Here is a 22311-nt window from a genome sequence, read left to right on the forward strand (position 1 = left end):
TTCCCACCTTAAGTAATGTTTTTGGAGATTCCATTCTATTGTCTAGACTCCAGGCGCCAACCCCTCGAGTCGCTTCTGACCTGCCGATAAAGGCAAAGAACGCCTTTTCCGACAGGCCCTACAGCAGGGCGGGATTGAACTTCATCCCTCCTACTTGTCGGGGTTAAACGGCGCCTTGCGCTATTCTAGTCTAGAAAAAAAAGCGCTGTATATCATTCCAGGTTACTATCAGCATAAGTAACATCAGCAAAACAATCCCTACAAAATGGACCATTCCTTCTTTTTGTTTAGCGATTGGCTTCCCACGAATTGCTTCAAACAGGAAGAACAAAAGCCTTCCGCCGTCAAGTGCTGGTAATGGTAACAAGTTCATAATCCCCAGGTTAATGCTTAAAATTGCCGCCCAGTTCATGAGGCTATATATTCCGTGCTGTGCCACTTCCCCAGTAGCTTGGTAAATACCTACCGGGCCTGATAAGGCGTCGAATGACAATTGACCTGTTACGAGCATCCCGAGTAATTCGGCTATTCTCTTAAACCATACAATTGTTTCTTCTACCCCATACTGTACTGCTTTTAGCGGCCCTTTCACTACTGGGCTTGTATACTTCACGCCAATCTGGCCATATTCTTTTCCTTTTTCTTCAACTGTCTTCGGTACAACATCCATTATCACCGAATCACCGTTTCGATCCAACTCAAGCTGGAGCAGTACACCGGGACTATTTTGAATGATTTCGGCAAACTCCTGCCATGTGCCAATGGGTTTACCATCGACCCCTGTAACGTAGTCTCCATCTTCCATCCCCGCAACCTGTGCAGGATCACCGCTAACCACGCTTGTAATAATCGGCTCATACGTCGGAACACCTTGTAACAATCCGATCGCAAGGAATATGAAAAACGCCAGGATAAAGTTAAACAATGGACCTGCAAAGATGGCCATTGCTCGACTGCCAAGGGGTTTCGATTCGAATTGGCGATCATATGGAGCAATAAGCGTTTTCTGCCCCTTCTCATAGATAACCGCTTGTCTAGATACGTTGTAACGGACAAGCTGTCCCTCTTCATCATAACCTTCGATGAACAGTTCCTTTTCTAAATCGGATGATTCTGTTTCAAGGAACAAAACATCAGGATTCGCAACATTACGGTTCAAATAAATCTTTTCAACTTCATCGGCCGCATTAATCAATAGACCTACACGATAACCAGCCTGTAATTCAACCGTGTCAAAGTCTTCTCCTGCCATCCGAACATAACCGCCAAGCGGCAAAAGTCGGACTGTATATAACGTTTCGCCTTTTTGAATACCAATAATTTTAGGGCCGAATCCAATTGCGAATTCACGCACCATAATTCCAGCCTTTTTCGCAAACAAGAAATGTCCTAGTTCATGAAAAAAGACCAAAGTACCGAATACAATTATAAACGAAATAACGGTTTCCATGAAAAACCACCTTCACTGACCTCTTAGGCCGTTTCTAAAAAACTCATTCTACCATAGCATACACCATTTTTCGAGTAAGAGAATCTGTTTCTAAAATTGCTTCAAGATTCGGAGTTGAAATTGTTCGATGCGCCTCCATTACTCGTTCAATGACGTCTTCGATTTGTAAAAATGGAATGCGACCATTCATAAACAACGCTACAGCCACTTCATTTGCAGCATTCATGGCAGCTGGCATTGTACCGCCTTCTCTACCAGCAGCATATGCAAGTCCTAGCGCCTTAAAGCGTATAAGATCCATTTTCTCGAAATGCAACATTCCAATTTCTTCGAGACGAAGCGGTTTCGCGTTTTGCATTGGAATCCGATCAGGATAGGTCAAAGCGTATTGGATCGGTACCCTCATATCAGGTGAGCCTAGTTGTGCCATGACACTTGTGTCTTCGAACTCGATCATCGAATGGATGATACTTTCTTTGTGAAGCAAACAATCGATTTTATCATAAGGCATTGCAAAAAGATGATGCGCCTCAATCACTTCGAGTCCCTTGTTCAACATTGTCGCCGAGTCGATTGTTAATTTATTACCCATCGACCAATTAGGATGCGCAAGAGCCTGCTCGAGCGTTACGTTGGAAAGTTCTGCTCGGGTAAGATCCCTAAAACTTCCGCCTGAAGCGGTCAAAATAAGCCTAGAAATACGTTTCGGATCTTCTCCGTTCAAGGCTTGGAAAAGTGCTGAATGCTCACTGTCCACAGGTAAAATTGGAACACCGTATTTACGGGCTTCACTCATAACGATATCTCCTGCGGCGACAAGTGTTTCCTTATTGGCAATAGCGATGGTTATCCCTGCGCGAATTGCTTCAAGTGTTGGATTAAGCCCAACACTGCCGCTTACGGCGTTGAGCAATATATCAGCACCCGTACGTGCCGCGATTTCAACAAGGCCTTCATCACCGTAAACAAATTCGATAGCGGGGAATTCCATTTTCAGCATCTTGGCGTCTTCACGTCTAATTACAGATACCATTTGTGGATGATACACGGAAGCAATTTCCCTTACACTATCGATATTCAAACCAGCCGAAAAAGATACGAGCTTAAATTTATCTGGGTTGGAACCAATGATATCCAGTGTCTGCATACCGATGGAGCCTGTAGCACCCAGCAGACTTATTTTCTTAATCATATAGACACCCTTTCCGTTATCCTACAAAGTGTAGAAAATGAAGTAATGGCAATACAAAAAGGAGACTATCGAACCTGTCTAGAATCCCGCCATGGCCTGGCAGGAGCTTTCCTGAATCCTTGACTTCATAGTGCCTTTTTAATGCCGATTCGACAAGATCGCCCAACTGCCCGACAATCGAAGCAATAATCGTCACAACAATAAGTATGATATATGTAGAAGCAATCGGGAAGTAGAACTGGAAGATGCAAGCAAAAACAACTGCTGACAATACACCGCCTACAAAACCTTCAACTGTCTTATTTGGAGATATTTCCGGCCACAGCTTGCGCTTGCCAATTTTCTTCCCTATGAAATAAGCACCAGAGTCGGTCGTCCAGATTACCAGCAAAGCATACACGACGTATTCGATTCCAAACAATCTCGTTTCAATTAAATAATAAAATCCGATTCCGACATATAATGCAGCCAAAACAGAAAAAGCGGCATGGTCGAACGTAAATCGGTTTTTCACAACAACTGTATAAATTAATAGCATAAGGACAATAGCGAATGTCATTTCGATTTTTGTATAACCAACCACTTCAAAGACGTTACCACTCCAACCGGCAGGCATAAGTAAAATTGCAAGTGCTAACCATGTCAAAATACCTTCGATTGAAAATAGTTGGATGTCCCTCATCCGTAGTAGTTCATATAACCCAATTGTTGCAATTGCATAAACTGCAATCGTGAAGGGTATCCCACCTATTACAACTAGCGGAACGAAAAAGATAAGCGCAACGATTGCCGTTAGGATCCTCTGTTTCAAACGTCCCCATTCCCTTCTACACTTCCAAAACGTCTATTTCGCAATTGGAAATCTTCAATTGCATTAAGCATGCATATTTCATCAAAATCTGGCCACAACACGTCTGTGAAAGAAAACTCGGCATATGCGAGCTGCCATAGCATGAAATTGGACAACCTGACTTCACCACTTGTACGGATCAGTAAATCCGGTTCAGGTAAATGAGCGGTCATTAAATGAGATCCAATGAGTGACTCATCAATATCTTCAGGATTAATTGAACCATCCGCTATGAGTGTCGCAATTTCTTTAACAGATTCGACAAGTTCTAGCCTGCTACCGTAATTCATAGCAAAGTTTAATGTTAAACCGTCATTGTGCTTTGTTTCATCCATTGCTTTACTAATCGCTTTTTTTGTATGATCTGGCAACATATCAAAGTTTCCAATCATTTCAACCTTCACGTTTTGCTCGATTAATTCGGGGAGGTGAGTGCTAAGAAACTCTCCAGGAAGTTTCATTAAGAAATCTATTTCGAGTTTCGGTCGTTTCCAGTTTTCCGTGGAGAAGGCGTAAAGTGTAAGAACTTTTACACCAAGGTCATTTGCGATGCGTGTTATTACACGGACCTTTTTCATCCCTTCATGATGGCCTGCAATTCTCGGTAAATTACGCTGTTTCGCCCATCTACCGTTGCCATCCATAATAATCGCCACGTGGGCAGGGATATGCTTGCTTTTAACAGTAACAATTCGGTCCAAAATTGAACTAGCTGCCACCACAGTTTTTTTCCCAAATATTTTTTCCAGCATATCGTTTCCTCCACTCAGCTACTATCAGAGCAAGTACATACTCTATCGTAACAAATTAGACGGTTAATTTCATTTTTTATTGCCGTTCAAAAGAACAAAAACGGAAACGCCTGATCAGGGGCGTTGGAATCTCGACTTGGAATAGCTCCCATCATAGGTTATCCACAAGCCAAGATCTTTATAATTTCCTAAGCAAAGAAAAAGACGTCCTGAAATTAGGACGTCTAGAAATATAGAAAGTTCTTCTATCAGATTTCCATGATTTCATTTTCTTTAACTTTTGCAATTTCATCGATTCTCAGGATTTGCGAATCCGTCAACTTTTGGATTTCCTCACCATAGCGGCGTAACTCATCCTCAGTAATATCGCTACTTTTTTCGAGTTTCTTGAAATCTTCATTCGCATCACGGCGAACATTACGAATACCGATTTTTGCTTCTTCTGCTTCTTTTTTCACAGATTTCACAAGTTCTTTTCGACGCTCCTCCGTCAATGCCGGAACAGCAAGACGGATGATGCTACCGTCATTCGAAGGTGTAATTCCGATATCTGATTTCATGATTGCCTTTTCAATATCAGCGAGTATTGTCTTGTCATAGGGTTGAATGACAAGCAGACGCGCCTCAGGTACTGAAATTCCAGCCATCTGTGATATCGGAGTTGGAGCTCCGTAATACTCAACAGTTAATCTGTCCAGCATTGCAGCACTTGCACGTCCTGCACGAATAGACGATAGTTCTCTTGTATATCCACCAATTGCTTTTTCCATACGATCTTTCGCTTGATCCATTACTTCATTAGCCATTACAAATTCCTCCTGACGACCGTCCCGATCGATTCACCTAAGACAGCTCTCTTAATATTTCCATTTTCCATAATAGAGAATACTACGAGTGGGATATCGTTGTCCATACATAGAGTAGAAGCCGTGGAATCCATAACTTCAAGCCCTTGGTTAATGACATCCAAAAACGATAGTTCTAAGTATTTGACTGCATTCTTATCTTTAGCTGGATCAGCGGAATAAACGCCATCCACATTATTTTTCGCCATAAGGATAACATCCGCTTCAATTTCAGCTGCACGGAGTGCTGCTGTCGTATCAGTTGAGAAATAAGGATTTCCCGTACCTGCTGCGAAAATAACGACCCGTTTCTTTTCAAGGTGGCGGATTGCTTTGCGGCGTATGTAAGGTTCCGCAACTTGTCTCATTTCAATTGATGAAGAGACACGTGTTTCAACACCGATTTTCTCGAGTGAATCTTGTAGAGCAAGAGAATTCATTACCGTCGCAAGCATGCCCATGTAATCTGCTGTCGCACGATCCATTCCCATTTCACTGCCGACTTTACCGCGCCAAATATTTCCGCCTCCAACAACAACGGCAACTTCGACATCTAGGTCAACAACTTCTTTCACTTGTTCTGCAACATTTTTAATAACTTCTGGCGATAGACCGAAACCTTGATCACCTGCAAGTGCTTCTCCGCTTAATTTCAAGACGATACGTTTATATTTTGGGTTGCTCATTTGTATCCTCCATCTACTCGTATTCTTGAAAAACAGGGAACACACGCATGTGTTCCCCATTTGTTAGTCTATAACGGCTTAGTTACCTTTAACTTGGCTCATAACTTCGTCTGCGAAGTTATCTTCAGGTTTTTCAATTCCTTCACCAACTGCATAACGGATAAACTCTTTCAATGTGCCACCAGTCGACTTCACGAAGTCACCAACTTTTTGATCGGAATTTTTAACAAATGCCTGATCAAGTACACAAATATCTTCGAAGTATTTACCGATACGGCCTTCAACCATTTTCGCAACGATGTTTTCTGGTTTACCTTCGTTAAGTGCTTGTTCTGTAAGGATTTTACGTTCGTGCTCAACCTCTTCAGCAGAAACTTGGTCACGTGAAACGTATTTCGGATTCAATGCTGCAATGTGCATTGCAACGTCTTTTGCTGCATCTGAATCTGTCGAACCTTCAACAATAGTAAGGACACTGATTCGTCCACCCATGTGCAAGTATGGACCGAATGCATCATTATCCGTTTTCGTGCGAATTTCATAACGGCGAAGTGTGATTTTCTCACCAATTTTTGCAACAGTGTTCGAAATATGATCCGCTACTGATAATCCGTTTGGCAGTATAGATGCAACTGCTTCTTCGACTGTAGCAGGTTTTGTAGCAAGAAGATGTACAGAAAGGTCGCTAACAAGCGTTTGGAAACCTTCATTTTTAGCCACGAAATCAGTTTCTGCGTTCACTTCAAGAATAATTGCTTCGTTACCATCAACGTAAATAGACGTTGTACCGTCTGCAGCAATACGATCCGCTTTCTTAGCAGAACTAGAAAGACCTTTTTCACGTAGGAAATCAATTGCAGCTTCCATATCACCGTTTGTTTCTGTTAACGCTTTTTTACAGTCCATCATACCTGTACCTGTTTTTTCTCGTAATTCCTTAACCATTTGCGCTGTAATTTTCATTTTTTCCATTCCTCCTATTTATGCCATCAATTCCGAAAAAAGACGATAAGGGTATAAGCCGCTTATCGTCTTTTCATTTACTGGATTTACTCTGCAGCTACAGTTTCTTCTTGAGTCGCTTCTTCGTCTTCGCCTTGTCTTGCTTCAAGCAAAGCATCAGCCATTTTGCTAGTCAATAGACGTACTGCGCGAATTGCATCATCATTCGCAGGAATGATGTAGTCAATTTCGTCTGGATCACAGTTCGTGTCAACGATTCCAACTAGTGGAATGTTTAATTTGATTGCTTCAGCAACCGCGATGCGTTCTTTGCGTGGGTCAACAACGAACATAACATCCGGAATTGCTTTCATATCACGGATTCCGCCAAGGAATTTAACAAGACGTTCGTGTTGTTTCTTAAGTTGTCCAACTTCTTTTTTAGGAAGTACGTCAAATGTACCGTCTTCTTCCATTTTCTCGATTTGCTTCATACGTGCAACACGTTTTTGGATTGTACCAAAGTTTGTAAGTGTTCCACCAAGCCAGCGTTGGTTAATATAATACATTCCAGCGCGTTCAGCTTCTTCTTTAATTGCATCTTGTGCTTGTTTTTTAGTACCGACGAATAGAACTTTACCGCCATCAGCACCAACTTGACGCATGAACGCGTAAGCTTCTTCAAGTTTTTTCACCGTTTTTTGAAGATCGATGATGTAGATTCCGTTACGTTCCACGAAGATGAATTTCTTCATTTTCGGGTTCCAGCGGCGTGTTTGGTGACCGAAGTGTACTCCGGCTTCAAGCAGTTGTTTCATTGAGATAACTGACATTTTATATTCCTCCTGTTTTGGTTTAATTCCCTCCGTGTACCTCATCCGCCAAAACGACCTCTCGGCACCATTCCTGACGTCCGTCCACGTGTGTAGTAATACCATTCGATAATATACCATATGATTATCTTTTTTGCAACCTATATAAGATGAAATAGAGAATACCATCGAAACTGCTTCGGCTACCCTATTAAGGCATCTTCGCTTTTATATAGGTATTAATTTGCTCAACATATATATATCATCTGAATTTCAAGATTAACTCTATCTCTGTGCGTCCCTTGCCAAGTTGCTTAGCAATTCCTTCTATGGACTGTCCCGCGTCATGCAGTCTAATCACCTGTGTTCGTTCATCCTCGGCTTCTACCGGTGCCACAGTCTCCTCAGAGGCCTGTCCTGCTGCCTTATATGACTTGAGAGCAAGATTAACTGGCATTTTAGGTATACTGGCACGTATTTCGGGCCGACTTTCTGTTACTGCCACAGATTCTTGTGATGCACTTACAGTTTTCTTCGGGAGAGCAGGTTGTTGGACATGGACTGTAAGCTGTTCAATTAAGCGCTCATTCTCATCTTTCAACTCCGATAAGTATGCGCCAATCGAATTATCCATTTCAGTCATTAGCTTGCGCTGTTTTTTTTCGAGATCATCAAACTTCGTAACTTTAGTATAAAGCAAAGCAAGGAAGTAAAAACTAATTATTTGTATGATGAATAAAAACATTAATAAAATCGTTGTCATCGTCATTAGCCTGTAAAGTCAACAAACGCACCTTTGTATGGGTGTACCGTCTTCTTTTCCTCTTCATTTTGTTGGTGGTCTCCGTTTTGCAATTCACCTTGTTCTTGTTCCCGTGGGTGTCCATTTGCCGCCTTCGCTGCCTCTTCCGATTCCAAGACAGTTTCTTTGGCTTTTAACGCTTGCCGTTCCATAAGGGAATTTGCATGATCTAGGTTTAATTGGGTCTGTTGGTGCTTTTGTTCTGCAATTTTTCCCGCCTCGAAAGTCTTGGGGATGGCAATTTGCAGTTCAATCCCTTTCAGACTCATAAGACGCCTCCGTCAACAATTTCAGCTGCTAATAGTTTGCGAAGTTTGAATAGCGCCTTCGAGTGAATTTGAGAAATCCGCGAAGTAGATAAACCTAAAATTTCACCAATATCTGTAAGAGTCATTTCTTCTGTATAAAAAAAGCTTAATACAAGCTGTTCATTTTTATTAAGTTCCTTGATTTTAGTGATCAAGTCACCAATCAATTCAGTCATCATGGTCTGCTGTTCAGGTGTTTTTACACCTTCATCCTTTATGATAAAAGACTTTTGCCCTTCTTCGTCATCATCATTGACTTTTTCATCAATAGAAAGAACGTTTGAAAAATAATGTTCATGGACAGTCTGATATACCTGATCTACACTTATTCCCATATGCTCTGCAATTTCTTCAGGTGTCGCATGACGTTGCAGCTTTTGCTCAAGCTTCATAATTTCTTCTTCTTGTTTCTTGGATTTCTCCCTAGAAGAACGCGGTAGCCAATCTTCTTTCCGCAAACCATCAATAATTGTGCCACGGATTCGAAAAGATGCATACGTATCAAATTTCAAATCCCTGCCCGGATCGAATTTAGTCAACGCGTCAAATAGACCGTGAAGCCCAAGACTCATTATATCGTCACGCGAAACGTTACGGGGCAGTCCAGAGCTAATCCGTTGCACATGATAGCTGACAAGCGGCGTGTATTTACGGACAAGTATGTCTCCTGCTTCGGGATCACGATTACGAATCCACAGGTCCCAACATACGGCTTCCTCCATCAAATCCTGTTTCGACATCGAATCCCTCACTTTCCATGATGATTCCGTCATAGTTACTCATATTATAGCAAAGAAACGTAAGAAAAGCGCAAGGCGTCCTGTCGCAACGAGGAGGGATGTAATTCAATCCTTCCTAGCTGGATCACTTTCAAGGAACATAGCCTAAGTAGACAATGTCCTGCGGCAATAAGGAGGGATGCAGTTTCTAATCACTGCCGGCTACTTGATCCACATCCTGTGAGCGGCTGGCGCCTGGAGTCTTGACACCGATCGAAGGAGATAAAACGTATACTTTCATTCGAAAAAAGGCGACTGAACTAATCAGCCACCATACTTAACTTTCAGCGACCGAATTCATCCACCCTACTTCAGATTTCCTTCGTCCCTAAGTTTACTGTACGAATGTTAAGCATTGATTCTGTGGGATTGAATTCAATTGTGCGGCCGCTCGATCCACCTGTATCTTCAGCAATAATTGGGATAGACAACCGTTTCAATTCTTGTTTAACGGCTTCAACGTTTCGCGGGCCGATGCGAATCGTGTCGCTAGAACCGAATTGAAACATTTGTGAACCACCCGCAATTTTCGCCTTCAAAGCCATCGGTCTGACACCTTCCGCTTTTAGCAATTCCATCAACGCATAAATACCGGTATCTGCAAACTTAGCGACATTAATACGATCCGATTTACCAAGACTGGAATCCGGAAGCATAATATGTACCATACCCGCAATCTTCTTGCGCTCATCGTAGAGAACAATTCCGACGCATGAACCAAGTCCTGAGGTTCTAATTGTCATCGGTTCCTTTACGATATTCATATCCGCAATTCCTACCCGAATTACCTCATTCAAAATCCCCATATCACATTACACCTAGTGAACGGAAAATTGTAACGTATGATGAAGGGTCCGGAAGCAGGAAAAAGTGACCGTTCACACTTGAAATTCCTTCCTCACTTTCCTCACGAATCTGCGTGTCAATAACGATGACTTCATCGCTATAATGAGATACTTCAATCAGCCCGAAACTGACGATTGCACCAACCATGTCGACACTTAACGAAGGTACTGTAGGATAAATTTTCAAGCCCGTAAAGTCGGACAGAGCGGACAAGTAAGAACCCGAAAGAATATTGCCTAGCTCTTGCATTGCGGATACACCTATTTCAGGTAGATTGGGAGAGGAAAAATCGAATGTCTCGTCCCCAATCAATCTTCTAATGAAGTGATTTGCCGATTCCACGGGAAGAACGAAAAACATGCTGCCGGACAAATCCCCCTTAATTCGGAGGAATATTCCAGCAACTATTTTTTCGGCACCACCAGCAAGGTCAAACATCTCATCGAATGACACTAGTTTGACATTCGGAACATACATATCGATTTTACGATTAAGCAGTTGTGACAATGAAGTCGCCGCGTGTGCAGCACCAATATTCCCAACCTCTTTCAATACATCAAGATGCATGTCCGTAATCTTGTTGTCAGAATCCATCTGATGTCACCCGCTTCACGGGCTCGAGAATTTTATCTAGATTCAGCATAACAAGAAGATGTTTCCCCACTTTAGCGACACCGGATACGAAGTCTGATTCGATGGAACCGACGACTGCCGGTTGTGGTTCGATTGCATTCACTGGAATGTCGAGTACATCATTCGCAGCATCTACAATCAGCCCTACATCATATTCATCCAGCGTAACAATAATTATTCTAGTACTGTCATCCATCTCTTTTGGAGTAAGACCAAACCGCTCACGTAGGTCGACAATTGGTGTAACGATTCCTCTTAGGTTAATGACCCCCTTAACATAAGCTGGTGTTTTGGGAACCCGAGTAATCGAAAGCACTTTTTCGATTGACTGAACGGTATCTACACTTATAGCATATTCCATATCTAGCAATTGAAAAACGATTACTTTCACTTCTTTTTGATTGAGTTTATCAGTCATATTCTTCACCCCCGCTTACTTAATCAATGCGTTGCAATCGACAATGAGTGCAACTTGTCCATTTCCAAGAATCGTTGCACCCGATATTGCGAATACACTTTGTAAATAATTACCGAGCGATTTCAAAACAATTTCCTGTTGCCCAATGAATGAATCGACAACAAGTCCTGCTAATCTTTCACCTTTACGGACGATAACTACCGACTGATAACCATCCGACTCACTATTTTGTTCTGGTATTTCGAAAATTTCCGTCAAATTTAACAGTGGTATGATATTGCCACGGAAATCAATGACTTGCTGATTATGCGCATTCATAATATCTGAAGTCTGAATGATAGCTGTCTCAATGATTGAGGACAACGGAATCGCAAACACTTCTTTTTTCAATTCTACTAGCATAACTGAAATGATAGATAGTGTTAATGGTAGTTGAACTTGGAACAATGAACCTTGTCCTTCTTTCGATTCAATAGACATAAAACCACCGAGCGATTCAATGGTATTTTTCACGACATCTAGCCCAACGCCCCGCCCAGATACATCGGAAATTTTTTCAGCTGTCGAAAAACCTGATGCTAGGATGAGTTCAGCTACTTGACGGTCCGTCAGTGTTTCAGCTGTCTCTTTTGTAACAATGCCACTTTTAATTGCTTTTGCAAGGACACGTTCACGATTGACACCAGCTCCATCGTCTTCAAGTTCTATAAATACATGATTACCCGAATGATATGCACGAAGAGTTACAGTGCCTTCCTCAGGCTTGCCTTTCGCAACTCGCTCTGCTGGACTTTCTACACCATGATCCAGTGCATTACGAATCAAGTGAACAAGCGGATCTCCGATTTCGTCGATAACTGTTCGATCAAGTTCAGTTTCAGCTCCAATGATTTCGAGTTCAACTTTCTTGTTAAGATCACGCGCCAATTGCCTTACCATTTTAGGGAAACGATTGAATACTGTCTCAACCGGTATCATGCGCATGTTCAAGATGATGTTTTGCAAATCACCAGATACACGCGTAATCCGTTCGACCGTTTCATTCAACTCTGGGTTATGGATTTCACTTGCAATTGATTGAAGTCTACCCCGATCAATAATCAACTCTTCAAACAGATTCATAAGTACATCAAGTCTATCAATGTTCACACGAATTGTTTTATTACCTGATTGCACGCCTGAGTTGCGTTTTCCTTTTTTAGCATCTTCTTCGATAATAGTAGGCGTAATCGACTCTGTTTCTTCAGCAGATTCTTCACTTGTATCACGCATCAAATAATCAGTTGTAACAGGTATGACAGACACGCTTTCAATTTCGGACACTTTCAATACTTTGGCTTTCAAGACATCCGCATCTTCTTTTGTAATAAGTGCCACTGTAAACGTTTCGTTAAAGTCTTCATTTTCAAGCCGCTCTACTTTGGGTTCAGATTTAACGATTTCGCCGGATTTTTCCAGTATTTCAAATACCATATACACCCTTGCTGCTTTTAATAAACAATCGTCTCGTAGTTTCACATTAATTTCAAATGTGCTGAAGCCTTGATCAAACGATTGACTAATGACAGTCATTTCGTAACCATCATAACTAAGTGAATCTTTAAGGCTACCTTTATCTTCGAGTACAACAGCTGCCGCAGTTTCAGCTACTACCGCCCCACCTACTTCAATCCTATTCAATGATTCTACAAGTTTGGTAACGTCTTTTTTACCTGACCCACCTGAGGCGATATCCATAACCATCTCTTCAAGGTAATCGACAGCTTGCAAAACGACGTCCAAAATTTCAGATGTAACACGAATCTTTGAATTACGGATTGCGTCCAATACATTTTCCATCATATGTGTAAGATCGGCGATGTCTTCATACCCCATTGTTGCAGACATCCCTTTCAACGTATGAGCGGACCGGAATACTTCATTTACAATGGCAAGATCTAGCGGGTTTTTCTCGAGTTCCAACAGATGCTCGTTGCAAGCTTGTAGATGCTCCTTACTCTCATCTATAAACATTTCCAAGTATTGATTTGTATCCATCGTGACGCCTCCTTTAAGACTTTATAATACCTATTATCGATTCTGATATATCGTGTAAGTCCACGACCTCATCAGCAAAGCCAGCTTCTTTTATTGCTTTTGGCATGCCATATACGACTGATGTCTTTGCCGATTCAGCAATCGTAATTGTTTTCCCGTTTTTCCGTAACACTTCCATACCGTTTTTCCCGTCATAGCCCATTCCTGTCATAATAACTGTCAAAAAGTTCAACTCTCTGTTCTCGGCAGCTGACTCGAGAAGAACATCAACGGATGGTCGATGTCCCGCACGCGGGGGATCCACCGCGTCTAGTCGGACATAGTAGGACATGCCTCTTTTTGTCATTTTAAGATGTTGGCCGCCCGGTGCAATATAGGCTGTACCATTTTCAAGTAACTCGCCATCTTCTGCTTCTTTTACTTGAATATCACAAAGTCCATTCAGTCTATCAGCAAGAGATTTTGTAAAACCTGGAGGCATATGTTGAACAATAAGTATTGGAACACCTATTGAAGCGGGTAAGCCCGTCAGTACCTCTTGTAGTGCCCGAGGACCCCCTGTCGATGTGCCTATTATAACAAATGTTTTACCTGTTTTGGGAATCTTATTTTTAGTCACATTCGTTATCTGACTCCGATTAGGGATAAATCTAGGTATTTCAACAGCTTTATCAACCGGCTTAGTAGCTGATTTCAAACTAATTGGTTGCGTCAAACGTCGCCCCGTAATCTCTCTTGTCAACGTAGACAGCCGTACCCCCGAAGCAGCAATGACTTTCCCTATTATTTCTTCCTTCACCTCGTGAAGATTTAAAGATATAGCCCCACCCGGCTTCGCGACGAAGTCAACTGCACCGTATTCCATAGCGAGCATGGTATTTTCCGCTCCAATTTTTGTTGTGCTCGACAACATGACAATTGGCACTGGCTGGCTCGACATAATTTCTTGCAACGCTTCAAGACCATCCATAATTGGCATTTCAATATCCATGGTCACAACATCCGGTTTCAACATTTCCACTTTTTCTACGGCCTCTTTACCATTGCGTGCAGTCCCAATTACTTCAATATCAGGATGGCCCGACAGAAAATCGGATATGAGCTTACGCATAAATGCCGAATCATCCACAACAAGCGCTTTCTTGCGATTGCCTGTATTCAAATCATCCACGCCCTTTCGCAAAGATACTCCTCATTTTGCCGAGGAATCCTTCTCCTTGTTTGAAATCCTCTTCAGAACTAGGGCTGACAAAGGTCTCTGCAATCGCCATCATCCTTTTGGATATAGGAGCATTTGGATATAGCACTAAAAATGGTTCCTGTGCAAGCACAGCCTTATGAACTACTGGGTCTTCAGGCAGGAAGCCAAGAATCTTTGTCTCTTTCCCTAGGAACTTACGCATAGCATATTGAAGTCTCGTTACAGCATCATTACCATCATCACCCTTTGAAACACGGTTACTGACAATGCTAAATTCCTTATCGGGATCTTGCAAACATATGAATTTCATCATCGAATAGGCGTCTGTGATGGATGTTGGTTCAGTTGTTGAAATAACAATAATTTCATCAACCGCGACAATCAAGTCGATTGAACGTTGCGTTGCCCCCGCTCCCATATCAAACAAGATGAAATCATATCTTTGTTGTAACTGTTCAAACGCTTGGATTAGCCTTTCGAACATAGCGGCTGACCATTCCATAACCGTATCGAGCCCAGAACCTCCGGATATGAAAGACAAACCTCCAGGTGCTTCATTTACTGCCTCATCTAAATCTACCTTATTAAGTAAATAGTCTGTCAAACTGTTCCGTGGAGTCATACCAAGAAGAATATGAATGTTGCCCATTCCAACATCCATATCAATGATAATTACTTTCTTACCTTTAGATAAAATGGCATGGGCAAAATTTGTGGAGAAATTCGATTTCCCAACACCACCTTTACCACTGACGATGGCAATCGAGTTTGACAGTTTACCTTGAGACTTCAGCATCTTTAACCTAAGTGTTTCAGCCTGATCACGCATCATAAGCACCCTTTACTAACAAGGAAATCAGCTTCATGCTGTCTGCCTCGGTAATATCTTCCGGCACTTCCTGACCATCCGTGTAATACGCAGTTCCGATACCATAGTCCTTCATCAGATTAAACATCGGACCGATCGAGCCGGTTTCATCCATTTTTGTGAAAATGAACTTTTCAACCGAAAATGATTTGAACTGTTCTATGATTACCCGCATGTCTTCTTCTTTAGACGTCATTGAAAGGACAAGATACGATTCCATATCTAGCGAAAAATCAATTAGTCGCGTTAAATCTTCTACGAATTTAGCCTCTTTGTAATTTCGACCTGCCGTATCAATAAATATCAGATCACGATCAGCCAATTTCTCGATTGCTTGTTCGAAATCCTTGCTGTTATATGCAATTTCTACTGGAGCCTGCAACAAGTTCGCATATGTACGAAGCTGTTCAATCGCTGCAATTCGGTACGTATCAGTGGTGATAAAGCCGATTTTCTTCTTATTTTCAAGAAGTGCACGTGCAGCAATTTTGGCTATGGTTGTAGTTTTTCCAACTCCAGTTGGTCCAAGAACATTAATGAATTTTTTATTGAAAGAAATGCCCCCGAATGGCAAATCACCGATTTCCCGCTCTAGAAATTGTTTTACAATGACAAGTTGCTCTTCATTTGTGAAATCTTTTTTCTCCACTTTCATCCTATCGTAAAGATTCTCGCCCAACTCAGTGATGAAATTTGTGGACAAACCCTGTTTTTTAAGATGAGTAAGTAACGGTTTTACTTCATCCGGAAAACGTGAATGGGTAGCGGCTTGCTGCATATCCTTCAACATTTTTTTCATTTCGGTCATTTCTTTTTTGAATTCTTCGGTCGTATCGTTGCCTCTTTCAATCTGCACAGAAATAGGTGGGGGAACTGCTTCTTCGATTTTTGATACCGGTTCATCAAAACCCGCAACAACTTCTACAGATTTCTTTTTATATAAACCGAGGAATCCTTTAGATTTAACAACGGTTGAACTAAGGATAATCGCTTCATCACCAAAGTCCATACGAACTTTTTTCATGGCTTCTACCATTGTTTCCGCTGTATACTTTTTCATTTTCATTAAATATCCACCACCCCAACACTTTGGACTTCAATTGAAGCTTCAAGTTCATTGTATGATAATACTGGAATTTGAGGGAAGTATCGTTCCGTTATTTGCCTCAAATACATGCGTATTGCTGGCGTACAGAGAACGACCGGCGATTGATCCATCAAAGCGACACGTTCCACTTCCCCCGCAATCGACTCTAGAATTTCCTGAGAATGTTGTGGATCCAGTGATAAATAATTACCTTGTTCGGTTTGTTGGATACTATCCGCAATCATTTTCTCAACTTTTCCAGAGACGGTCAGTACTTTGAGCGATTGACCAGTCGGCGCATACTGATTTGTAATTTGTCTTGCAAGAGCCTGTCTAACATATTCTGTTAGGACATCGACATCTGATGTATATTTGGAGTAATCTGCAAGCGTTTCAAAGATGATTGGCAAGTTTCGTACCGAAACATGCTCGTTCAGTAACTTCGCAAGTACTTTTTGAATTTCACCAATCGATAAAGGGGTTGGTGTGAGCTCGTCGACAAGAATCGGGAATGTTTCACGCACATGATCGACCAGTTGCTTGGTTTCCTGACGGCCAATCAGGTCCGCAGCATTTGCACGAATCACTTCTGTCAGATGCGTCGAAACAACACTTGGTGGGTCGACAACCGTATATCCAAGAATCTCTGCATCTTCTTTGACATCCTCCGTTATCCATTTAGCCGGAAGTCCAAATGATGGCTCAATTGTATCAATCCCTTCAATCGAATCATCCCCGCCCGGACTCATCGCTAGGTAATGATCAAGAAGTAGTTCCCCTCTTGCTAATTCACTTCCCTTAATCTTAATTCTATACTCATTTGGCTGTAACTGGATATTATCCCTAATACGAACAACCGGGATAACGAGACCTAGCTCAATTGCCAGCTGCCTACGAATCATGACAACTCGGTCGAGTAAATCCCCACCTTGCGTCGCATCTACTAGTGGAATAAGCCCATATCCAAACTCAAATTCAATTGGATCTATATTAAGCAGATTGACGACATTTTCCGGACTTTTCAAACCTTCCGTTTCAAGGTCTTCTTCCATCTCTAACAGTTCCTTAGGATCTTCTATGACCTTCTTAGACATTATATAGGCCCCGAGTGCAAGTGTAATTGCAACCGGAATTGTAAGAATGTCGTTAATAGGTGTAGCAAGACCGAGTAATAATACCGTTGCAGCTGCGATGTAAAGTAATTTGGCTTGTCCGAAAAGCTGGCTGATAATATCGGTACCTAGATTGCCCTTAGACGCGGCACGTGTGACAACAATACCTGTTGCAGTTGAAATAAGCAGCGCTGGTATTTGTGAAACGATACCATCTCCGACTGTCAATTGTGAAAAGAGCAAAGCAGCTTCCGCGAATGGTAGCCCCATTTGAACCACCCCAATGATCATCCCAACAAGCAGGTTGATAATGACGATAATGATACCGGCGATTGCGTCTCCTTTAACGAACTTTGTTGCCCCGTCCATGGCTCCGTAAAAGTCGGCTTCATTACTGACTTTTTCACGCCTCATACGCGCTTCTGTTTCAGAAATCATACCGGCGTTCAAGTCAGCATCTATACTCATCTGTTTTCCGGGCATTGCATCAAGCGTAAAACGGGCCGCTACTTCAGATACCCGCTCCGCACCTTTTGTAATGACGATAAACTGTATAATGACAAGTATGACGAAGATAACGAGACCGACAACAATATTTCCTCCTGTAACAAAGGTACCGAACGTTTCAACAACTCCACCCGCATCTCCGTTTGACAAAATTGCCCGAGTCGTTGAAACGTTAAGGCCCAAACGGAAAAGTGTAAGCAATAGTAATAAGGTAGGGAAAATTGAAAACTGTAACGCTTCCTGCATGTTCATGGCTGTTAAAAGAACTAAAAGTCCGAGTGTAATATTTATAATTATCAAGAAACTCAAGAGCCATGGTGGAAGCGGGATGACAAGCATCGCAACAATCATAATTACCGCCGCGAGTACTCCTATATCTCTGAATTTCATGTCATCCCTACTTTCTAGTATTTAATCAAACACATCCCGGAGTGTTTGCGTCCAGATTTTGAATTGAGCTTGTGCCTGCAGGACGCAGGTATTCAGCCTTTGCCGCAGGATGCGGCGAACTAAGGTTGCCTATTCACTCAATTCAAAATCTGTGACATCCGCCGGCCGACTAAGGGAGCCGCGTCCTGCGGCAACGTCGACACTAGTACGTCCTGTACGTCGCAGGCTTTTGGACATCAAGGAAGGATTGAACTACACCCTTCCTTGATGTCCAAATCAAATTTTACGTTGAATTCTGTATACATACGCAAGTATTTCAGCTATTGCTTTGAAGAACTCTTCAGGAATCCTTCCCCCAATTTCAACATCGTCATAGAGCGCTCTGGCCAGTGGTCGGTTTTCTACCATGACAATGTTGTTTTCAGTCGCAATCAATTTAATCTTTTGAGCGACGAAATCGACACCTTTTGCGACAACGATGGGTGCATCCATATCCCCGTCCTTATACTTCAGTGCAATCGCATAATGAGTCGGGTTCGTGATAACGACATCTGCATTAGGCACTTCCTGCATCATGCGTCGCATCGCCATTTCACGTTGGCGCTGCTTAATCTTGGATTTTATAAGCGGATCCCCTTCGGAGTTTTTATATTCATCCTTAATATCCTGTTTGGACATCCGAAGATTTTTTTCATAGTCATATTTTTGATACATAAAGTCCAAAATGGATATGAATAACAAGACAAATGCTGCTGTTATTCCCATCAATGCGGCAAGTTGCCCGATTGTCGTTAATACGTCCCAGGGGCTTTTAAATGCCAGCCCTAGTACTTTATCAATATTCGCCATAAGAATAAGCGTTGTAGTTGTTCCAATAAATGAAATTTTCAATATGGACTTCATTAATTCAATAATGGCACGGATCGAAAAAATCCGCTTAAGCCCTTTGATTGGATCTATTTTCTTCAAATCCATTTTCAGCGGTTCAGCGGTAAGAAGCAAACCGAATTGAAATATATTCCCAGCCACTCCAGCAACAACCGCAATTAGCATGACAGGCAATAGAAGAAATGCCATTTGAATTAAGACATCTCCATAAATGAGCATTGCCTGATCCTCATCTAGATTGGATATAGGAATATATTCAGTGAATGCCTGATGAAAAAACACGAAAAAGCGGTCCCTCATAAATCCTGCAGCAAAAAACAGGAAAAGGAACACGGAAAGTAGCAGGATTGCACTTGTAACGTCCTGACTTTTTAAAACCTGACCTTTTTTCCTGGAATCTTGACGTTTTTTCTGAGTGGCTTTTTCGGTCTTTTCCCCTGCGAAGAATTGCAGATCAAGCCGCAACATCATATTAGCCACCTCCAAGAAGTAACATCAAGTCCCTCATACTGATCATAATCACTTCAAACAATTTCTTCATCATTTGGACCATAACACCCATCATAATAAACAGAACAATGAAACTAACCCCAATCTTGATTGGGAATCCTACAACGAAAATATTTAATTGCGGCACTGCTCTTGCAGTGATTCCAAGTGCTAAATCGACGAGGAATAATGTCGCAACGATTGGAATTGACATTTGGAAAGCGATTGCAAATGAGGTTGCAAATGTCCGAATGACGAAATCGACTACCCCTTCTTTCCCAAAGGCCGGCCACAGTTGGTCTGCCGGGAGAAATTGATAGCTATAAAAAATACCATCTAAGAGCATATGATGGCCGTTTAGTGCCAGTAGTAACAGAATGGCCAACGTGTTAAAGAATTGACCTAATAGAGGAGATTGTGCCCCAGTCTGCGGATCAATTACGTTTGCAATCGCAAAACCCATTTGAAAATCGATAAAACCACCTGCAACTTGAATAGCAGACATAACGATGAATGCGATGATTCCAATGAATAATCCTGTCATTGCCTCTTTTACGACTAACAACAGATAGGCCCCATTAATCTCAAGCTCGGGCATGTCGACTGTATAGACCATCGCCCACGCAAGCAAAGCACCAAAAATGATGCGCTGAGTAGTAGGTATTGCACGGTAAGAAAATAGTGGCAGTGTAACAAAAAAAGCAGTGACTCGGGTCAGAATAAGCAAGTATGCGGCTAATGAAGGGACTAATTCTTCCATTTAATCATCCGATATACCGTCCCAGATTCTCAAAAATATCAGCCGCAAACGTTGTAACCCTTGCTAGCATCCATGGGCCGAAAACGACAACCCCTACTAACACAGAAACAATTTTAGGCACGAATGCCAGTGTCTGTTCCTGAATCTGAGTGGTTGCCTGGAAAATACTCACGGAAAGCCCTGTCACAAGTGCAAGAATAAGGAGTGGGCCTGAAGTCAAAAGAATGACCCAGATTGCACGCTCAGCTATCTCTATGACTAATTCCTGTGTCATTCAAAACCCCTCCTAAAAACTTTGCAACAATGATTTGATAATGAGATACCATCCATCAACTAGGACGAACAGCAATATTTTAAAAGGTAACGAGATCATAACTGGTGGTAACATCATCATCCCCATCGACATAAGGATACTCGCTACAATCATGTCAATAACTAAAAATGGTATGAAAATCATAAAACCCATTTGAAATGCAGTCTTAATTTCACTCAGTGCGAATGCAGGAACTAACATCGTCAGTGAAACGTCTTCAAGTGAGTCAGGTCGATCCGCTTTATTATAGCGAAGGAATAACTCCAAATCCTTCTGCCGAGTATGTTTACTCATAAACTCTTTAAGCGGGATACTTGCCTGTTCATATGCTTCGTCGAGTGAAATCTCATCGGCAAATAATGGTGTAAGAGCCTTATCATTCACTTGCTGAAACGTTGGAGCCATGATAAAAAATGTTAAAAAGAGTGCCAGACCGACAAGTACTTGGTTCGGAGGCATCTGCTGTGTTGCAAGTGCAGTTCTGACGAATGACAGAACGATGATAATCCTCGCAAAAGATGTCATTAAAATTAGAATAGCCGGAGCTAGAGACAAGACAGTCAGAAGCAACATCATTTTGATAGATGTTGATACATTTGCGGGATCACTATCTGAGAAAAACTGGGCAAAATCATTCATCTCGGTTGCGCTCCTTTTCTGTCAACCGGCTGATATGCCGTTTTCTCTCTTCTTTCATCTCCTCAAGCCTTGATTGAAAAACAGTACTGAAATCGGGTGACTCTTCCGTTTTCACATTCGAATGACTTTTCGATTTACCCGCTACTTTAGCAAGTATCCGATTCAGCATCCCGGATGCCACCTCCGTACTATCACCCGCGTAGAATTCAACTAATTTGTCAATTTCATCGAGATCCGTGATTTCTTTTAACAATCGGATATCGTCTCCAACCCCGATAAGGTAATAGGATTCGCCTATGACGACCAGTTGAATCGATTTATGTTGTCCGAGCGAAATACCACCCATATTTTTCATAAATCGATTTTTATCGTAAAGTCGATTTTTCCGATTAACAAACTTCAAGAGACCAAAAAGTATTCCGAGGACGAACACTAAAGCAAATAACGTTTTTATGTAGTCCCCCGCCGAGGAACCCACGTCTTTCTTGTCCGTAGTAAGATCTTCAGCGAGTGGTGGTAACGTGTCCTTATCAGTATCCGTACTGACATCCGTTTCCGAGTCTTTGTTAAACAAATCGGACACCGGTTTATTCGGATCAGCAATGGTGTCTGCATGGACGAATGCGTATGGCAATTGGGTTCCTAGGAAGATGATTAGAATGAAAGCTGATAAGTACTTTTGTACAATCGTTGATCTCATTCTTC

General features: G+C 42.0%; 24 protein-coding genes. All 24 read right to left on the bottom strand.

Annotation, left to right across the window (positions count from 1 at the left end; translation table 11 throughout):
- Positions 1–190 precede the first annotated feature (190 nt).
- Positions 191–1450, bottom strand: coding sequence for an RIP metalloprotease RseP (gene rseP / locus I2484_RS00395; RefSeq protein WP_207149047.1), 1260 nt, complete (start codon positions 1448–1450; stop codon positions 191–193).
- Positions 1451–1493: 43 nt separating this feature from the next.
- Positions 1494–2639 carry a 1-deoxy-D-xylulose-5-phosphate reductoisomerase gene (locus I2484_RS00400; protein ID WP_346014138.1) on the bottom strand — a complete coding sequence of 382 codons (1146 nt, stop codon included), beginning with the start codon at positions 2637–2639 and terminating at the stop codon, positions 1494–1496.
- A gap of 19 nt (positions 2640–2658) precedes the next feature.
- Complete coding sequence (locus tag I2484_RS00405; protein WP_207149049.1) at positions 2659–3453, bottom strand: phosphatidate cytidylyltransferase; 795 nt, start codon at positions 3451–3453, stop codon at positions 2659–2661.
- Entirely contained in the window at positions 3450–4244 is a 795-nt protein-coding gene (locus tag I2484_RS00410) for an isoprenyl transferase (protein WP_207149050.1), read from the bottom strand. Before I2484_RS00410 ends, I2484_RS00405 begins: the two co-directional genes overlap by 4 nt.
- Before the next feature lie 248 nt (positions 4245–4492).
- A complete protein-coding gene (gene frr, locus I2484_RS00415) occupies positions 4493–5050 on the bottom strand; it encodes a ribosome recycling factor (RefSeq protein ID WP_207149051.1) in 558 nt (185 codons plus the stop codon).
- Positions 5050–5775 carry a UMP kinase gene (pyrH, locus tag I2484_RS00420; RefSeq protein WP_186671216.1) on the bottom strand — a complete coding sequence of 242 codons (726 nt, stop codon included), beginning with the start codon at positions 5773–5775 and terminating at the stop codon, positions 5050–5052. The genes frr and pyrH overlap by 1 nt, the downstream gene beginning before the upstream one ends.
- 78 nt (positions 5776–5853) lie before the next feature.
- Positions 5854–6747 (bottom strand): translation elongation factor Ts, encoded by an 894-nt coding sequence (tsf, locus tag I2484_RS00425; protein WP_207149052.1) that lies wholly within the window; start codon positions 6745–6747, stop codon positions 5854–5856.
- A gap of 77 nt (positions 6748–6824) precedes the next feature.
- Positions 6825–7550 (bottom strand): 30S ribosomal protein S2, encoded by a 726-nt coding sequence (gene rpsB, locus I2484_RS00430; RefSeq protein ID WP_207149053.1) that lies wholly within the window; start codon positions 7548–7550, stop codon positions 6825–6827.
- A 241-nt stretch (positions 7551–7791) separates the two neighbouring features.
- Positions 7792–8292, bottom strand: a complete 501-nt coding sequence (locus I2484_RS00435; RefSeq protein WP_207149054.1) for a DUF6115 domain-containing protein — start codon at positions 8290–8292, stop codon at positions 7792–7794.
- A 5-nt stretch (positions 8293–8297) separates the two neighbouring features.
- Positions 8298–8600, bottom strand: a complete 303-nt coding sequence (locus I2484_RS00440; RefSeq protein ID WP_207149055.1) for an RNA polymerase subunit sigma — start codon at positions 8598–8600, stop codon at positions 8298–8300.
- Positions 8597–9379 carry a FliA/WhiG family RNA polymerase sigma factor gene (locus I2484_RS00445; RefSeq protein ID WP_207149056.1) on the bottom strand — a complete coding sequence of 261 codons (783 nt, stop codon included), beginning with the start codon at positions 9377–9379 and terminating at the stop codon, positions 8597–8599. Before I2484_RS00445 ends, I2484_RS00440 begins: the two co-directional genes overlap by 4 nt.
- A 350-nt stretch (positions 9380–9729) precedes the next feature.
- Complete coding sequence (locus tag I2484_RS00450; RefSeq protein ID WP_207149057.1) at positions 9730–10224, bottom strand: chemotaxis protein CheD; 495 nt, start codon at positions 10222–10224, stop codon at positions 9730–9732.
- Between the two features lies 1 nt (position 10225).
- Positions 10226–10858 carry a chemotaxis protein CheC gene (locus I2484_RS00455; protein WP_207149058.1) on the bottom strand — a complete coding sequence of 211 codons (633 nt, stop codon included), beginning with the start codon at positions 10856–10858 and terminating at the stop codon, positions 10226–10228.
- The gene (locus tag I2484_RS00460) at positions 10848–11315 is read right to left on the bottom strand and encodes a chemotaxis protein CheW (protein WP_207149059.1); all 468 of its coding nucleotides are present in this window, start codon (positions 11313–11315) and stop codon (positions 10848–10850) included. Before I2484_RS00460 ends, I2484_RS00455 begins: the two co-directional genes overlap by 11 nt.
- A gap of 15 nt (positions 11316–11330) precedes the next feature.
- Complete coding sequence (locus tag I2484_RS00465; protein ID WP_207149060.1) at positions 11331–13352, bottom strand: chemotaxis protein CheA; 2022 nt, start codon at positions 13350–13352, stop codon at positions 11331–11333.
- Between the two features lie 13 nt (positions 13353–13365).
- Positions 13366–14535, bottom strand: a complete 1170-nt coding sequence (locus I2484_RS00470) for a protein-glutamate methylesterase/protein-glutamine glutaminase (protein ID WP_481886361.1) — start codon at positions 14533–14535, stop codon at positions 13366–13368.
- Positions 14516–15382 carry a MinD/ParA family protein gene (locus tag I2484_RS00475; RefSeq protein WP_207149061.1) on the bottom strand — a complete coding sequence of 289 codons (867 nt, stop codon included), beginning with the start codon at positions 15380–15382 and terminating at the stop codon, positions 14516–14518. The genes I2484_RS00470 and I2484_RS00475 overlap by 20 nt, the downstream gene beginning before the upstream one ends.
- Entirely contained in the window at positions 15375–16487 is a 1113-nt protein-coding gene (gene flhF, locus I2484_RS00480) for a flagellar biosynthesis GTPase FlhF (protein ID WP_207149062.1), read from the bottom strand. The genes I2484_RS00475 and flhF overlap by 8 nt, the downstream gene beginning before the upstream one ends.
- Positions 16487–18517, bottom strand: coding sequence for a flagellar biosynthesis protein FlhA (gene flhA, locus I2484_RS00485; RefSeq protein ID WP_207149063.1), 2031 nt, complete (start codon positions 18515–18517; stop codon positions 16487–16489). The genes flhF and flhA overlap by 1 nt, the downstream gene beginning before the upstream one ends.
- Positions 18518–18793: 276 nt before the next feature.
- A complete protein-coding gene (flhB, locus tag I2484_RS00490; RefSeq protein WP_207149064.1) occupies positions 18794–19876 on the bottom strand; it encodes a flagellar biosynthesis protein FlhB in 1083 nt (360 codons plus the stop codon).
- Between the two features lies 1 nt (position 19877).
- A complete protein-coding gene (gene fliR, locus I2484_RS00495; protein WP_207149065.1) occupies positions 19878–20654 on the bottom strand; it encodes a flagellar biosynthetic protein FliR in 777 nt (258 codons plus the stop codon).
- A gap of 4 nt (positions 20655–20658) precedes the next feature.
- Complete coding sequence (gene fliQ / locus I2484_RS00500; protein WP_207149066.1) at positions 20659–20928, bottom strand: flagellar biosynthesis protein FliQ; 270 nt, start codon at positions 20926–20928, stop codon at positions 20659–20661.
- Positions 20929–20940: 12 nt separating this feature from the next.
- On the bottom strand, positions 20941–21606 hold the full coding sequence (fliP, locus tag I2484_RS00505; RefSeq protein WP_207149067.1) for a flagellar type III secretion system pore protein FliP: 666 nt from the start codon (positions 21604–21606) through the stop codon (positions 20941–20943).
- Positions 21599–22306: a flagellar biosynthetic protein FliO gene (locus I2484_RS00510; RefSeq protein ID WP_207149068.1), complete on the bottom strand. Its 708-nt coding sequence runs from the start codon at positions 22304–22306 to the stop codon at positions 21599–21601. The genes fliP and I2484_RS00510 overlap by 8 nt, the downstream gene beginning before the upstream one ends.
- Positions 22307–22311: the final 5 nt, after the last annotated feature.

This window comes from Sporosarcina sp. E16_8 (assembly GCF_017347095.1).
GTDB lineage: Bacteria > Bacillota > Bacilli > Bacillales_A > Planococcaceae > Sporosarcina.

Bases quoted from the DNA above. Each gene is read 5' to 3' on its own strand.
- rseP (WP_207149047.1), bottom strand. From the start codon at position 1,450: ATGGAAACCGTTATTTCGTTTATAATTGTATTCGGTACTTTGGTCTTT.
- I2484_RS00410 (WP_207149050.1), bottom strand. From the start codon at position 4,244: ATGCTGGAAAAAATATTTGGGAAAAAAACTGTGGTGGCAGCTAGTTCA.
- frr (WP_207149051.1), bottom strand. From the start codon at position 5,050: ATGGCTAATGAAGTAATGGATCAAGCGAAAGATCGTATGGAAAAAGCA.
- pyrH (WP_186671216.1), bottom strand. From the start codon at position 5,775: ATGAGCAACCCAAAATATAAACGTATCGTCTTGAAATTAAGCGGAGAA.
- tsf (WP_207149052.1), bottom strand. From the start codon at position 6,747: ATGGAAAAAATGAAAATTACAGCGCAAATGGTTAAGGAATTACGAGAA.
- rpsB (WP_207149053.1), bottom strand. From the start codon at position 7,550: ATGTCAGTTATCTCAATGAAACAACTGCTTGAAGCCGGAGTACACTTC.
- I2484_RS00435 (WP_207149054.1), bottom strand. From the start codon at position 8,292: ATGACAACGATTTTATTAATGTTTTTATTCATCATACAAATAATTAGT.
- I2484_RS00440 (WP_207149055.1), bottom strand. From the start codon at position 8,600: ATGAGTCTGAAAGGGATTGAACTGCAAATTGCCATCCCCAAGACTTTC.
- I2484_RS00445 (WP_207149056.1), bottom strand. From the start codon at position 9,379: ATGTCGAAACAGGATTTGATGGAGGAAGCCGTATGTTGGGACCTGTGG.
- I2484_RS00450 (WP_207149057.1), bottom strand. From the start codon at position 10,224: ATGGGGATTTTGAATGAGGTAATTCGGGTAGGAATTGCGGATATGAAT.
- I2484_RS00455 (WP_207149058.1), bottom strand. From the start codon at position 10,858: ATGGATTCTGACAACAAGATTACGGACATGCATCTTGATGTATTGAAA.
- I2484_RS00460 (WP_207149059.1), bottom strand. From the start codon at position 11,315: ATGACTGATAAACTCAATCAAAAAGAAGTGAAAGTAATCGTTTTTCAA.
- I2484_RS00465 (WP_207149060.1), bottom strand. From the start codon at position 13,352: ATGGATACAAATCAATACTTGGAAATGTTTATAGATGAGAGTAAGGAG.
- I2484_RS00475 (WP_207149061.1), bottom strand. From the start codon at position 15,382: ATGCGTGATCAGGCTGAAACACTTAGGTTAAAGATGCTGAAGTCTCAA.
- flhF (WP_207149062.1), bottom strand. From the start codon at position 16,487: ATGAAAATGAAAAAGTATACAGCGGAAACAATGGTAGAAGCCATGAAA.
- flhA (WP_207149063.1), bottom strand. From the start codon at position 18,517: ATGAAATTCAGAGATATAGGAGTACTCGCGGCGGTAATTATGATTGTT.
- flhB (WP_207149064.1), bottom strand. From the start codon at position 19,876: ATGATGTTGCGGCTTGATCTGCAATTCTTCGCAGGGGAAAAGACCGAA.
- fliR (WP_207149065.1), bottom strand. From the start codon at position 20,654: ATGGAAGAATTAGTCCCTTCATTAGCCGCATACTTGCTTATTCTGACC.
- fliQ (WP_207149066.1), bottom strand. From the start codon at position 20,928: ATGACACAGGAATTAGTCATAGAGATAGCTGAGCGTGCAATCTGGGTC.
- fliP (WP_207149067.1), bottom strand. From the start codon at position 21,606: ATGAATGATTTTGCCCAGTTTTTCTCAGATAGTGATCCCGCAAATGTA.
- I2484_RS00510 (WP_207149068.1), bottom strand. From the start codon at position 22,306: ATGAGATCAACGATTGTACAAAAGTACTTATCAGCTTTCATTCTAATC.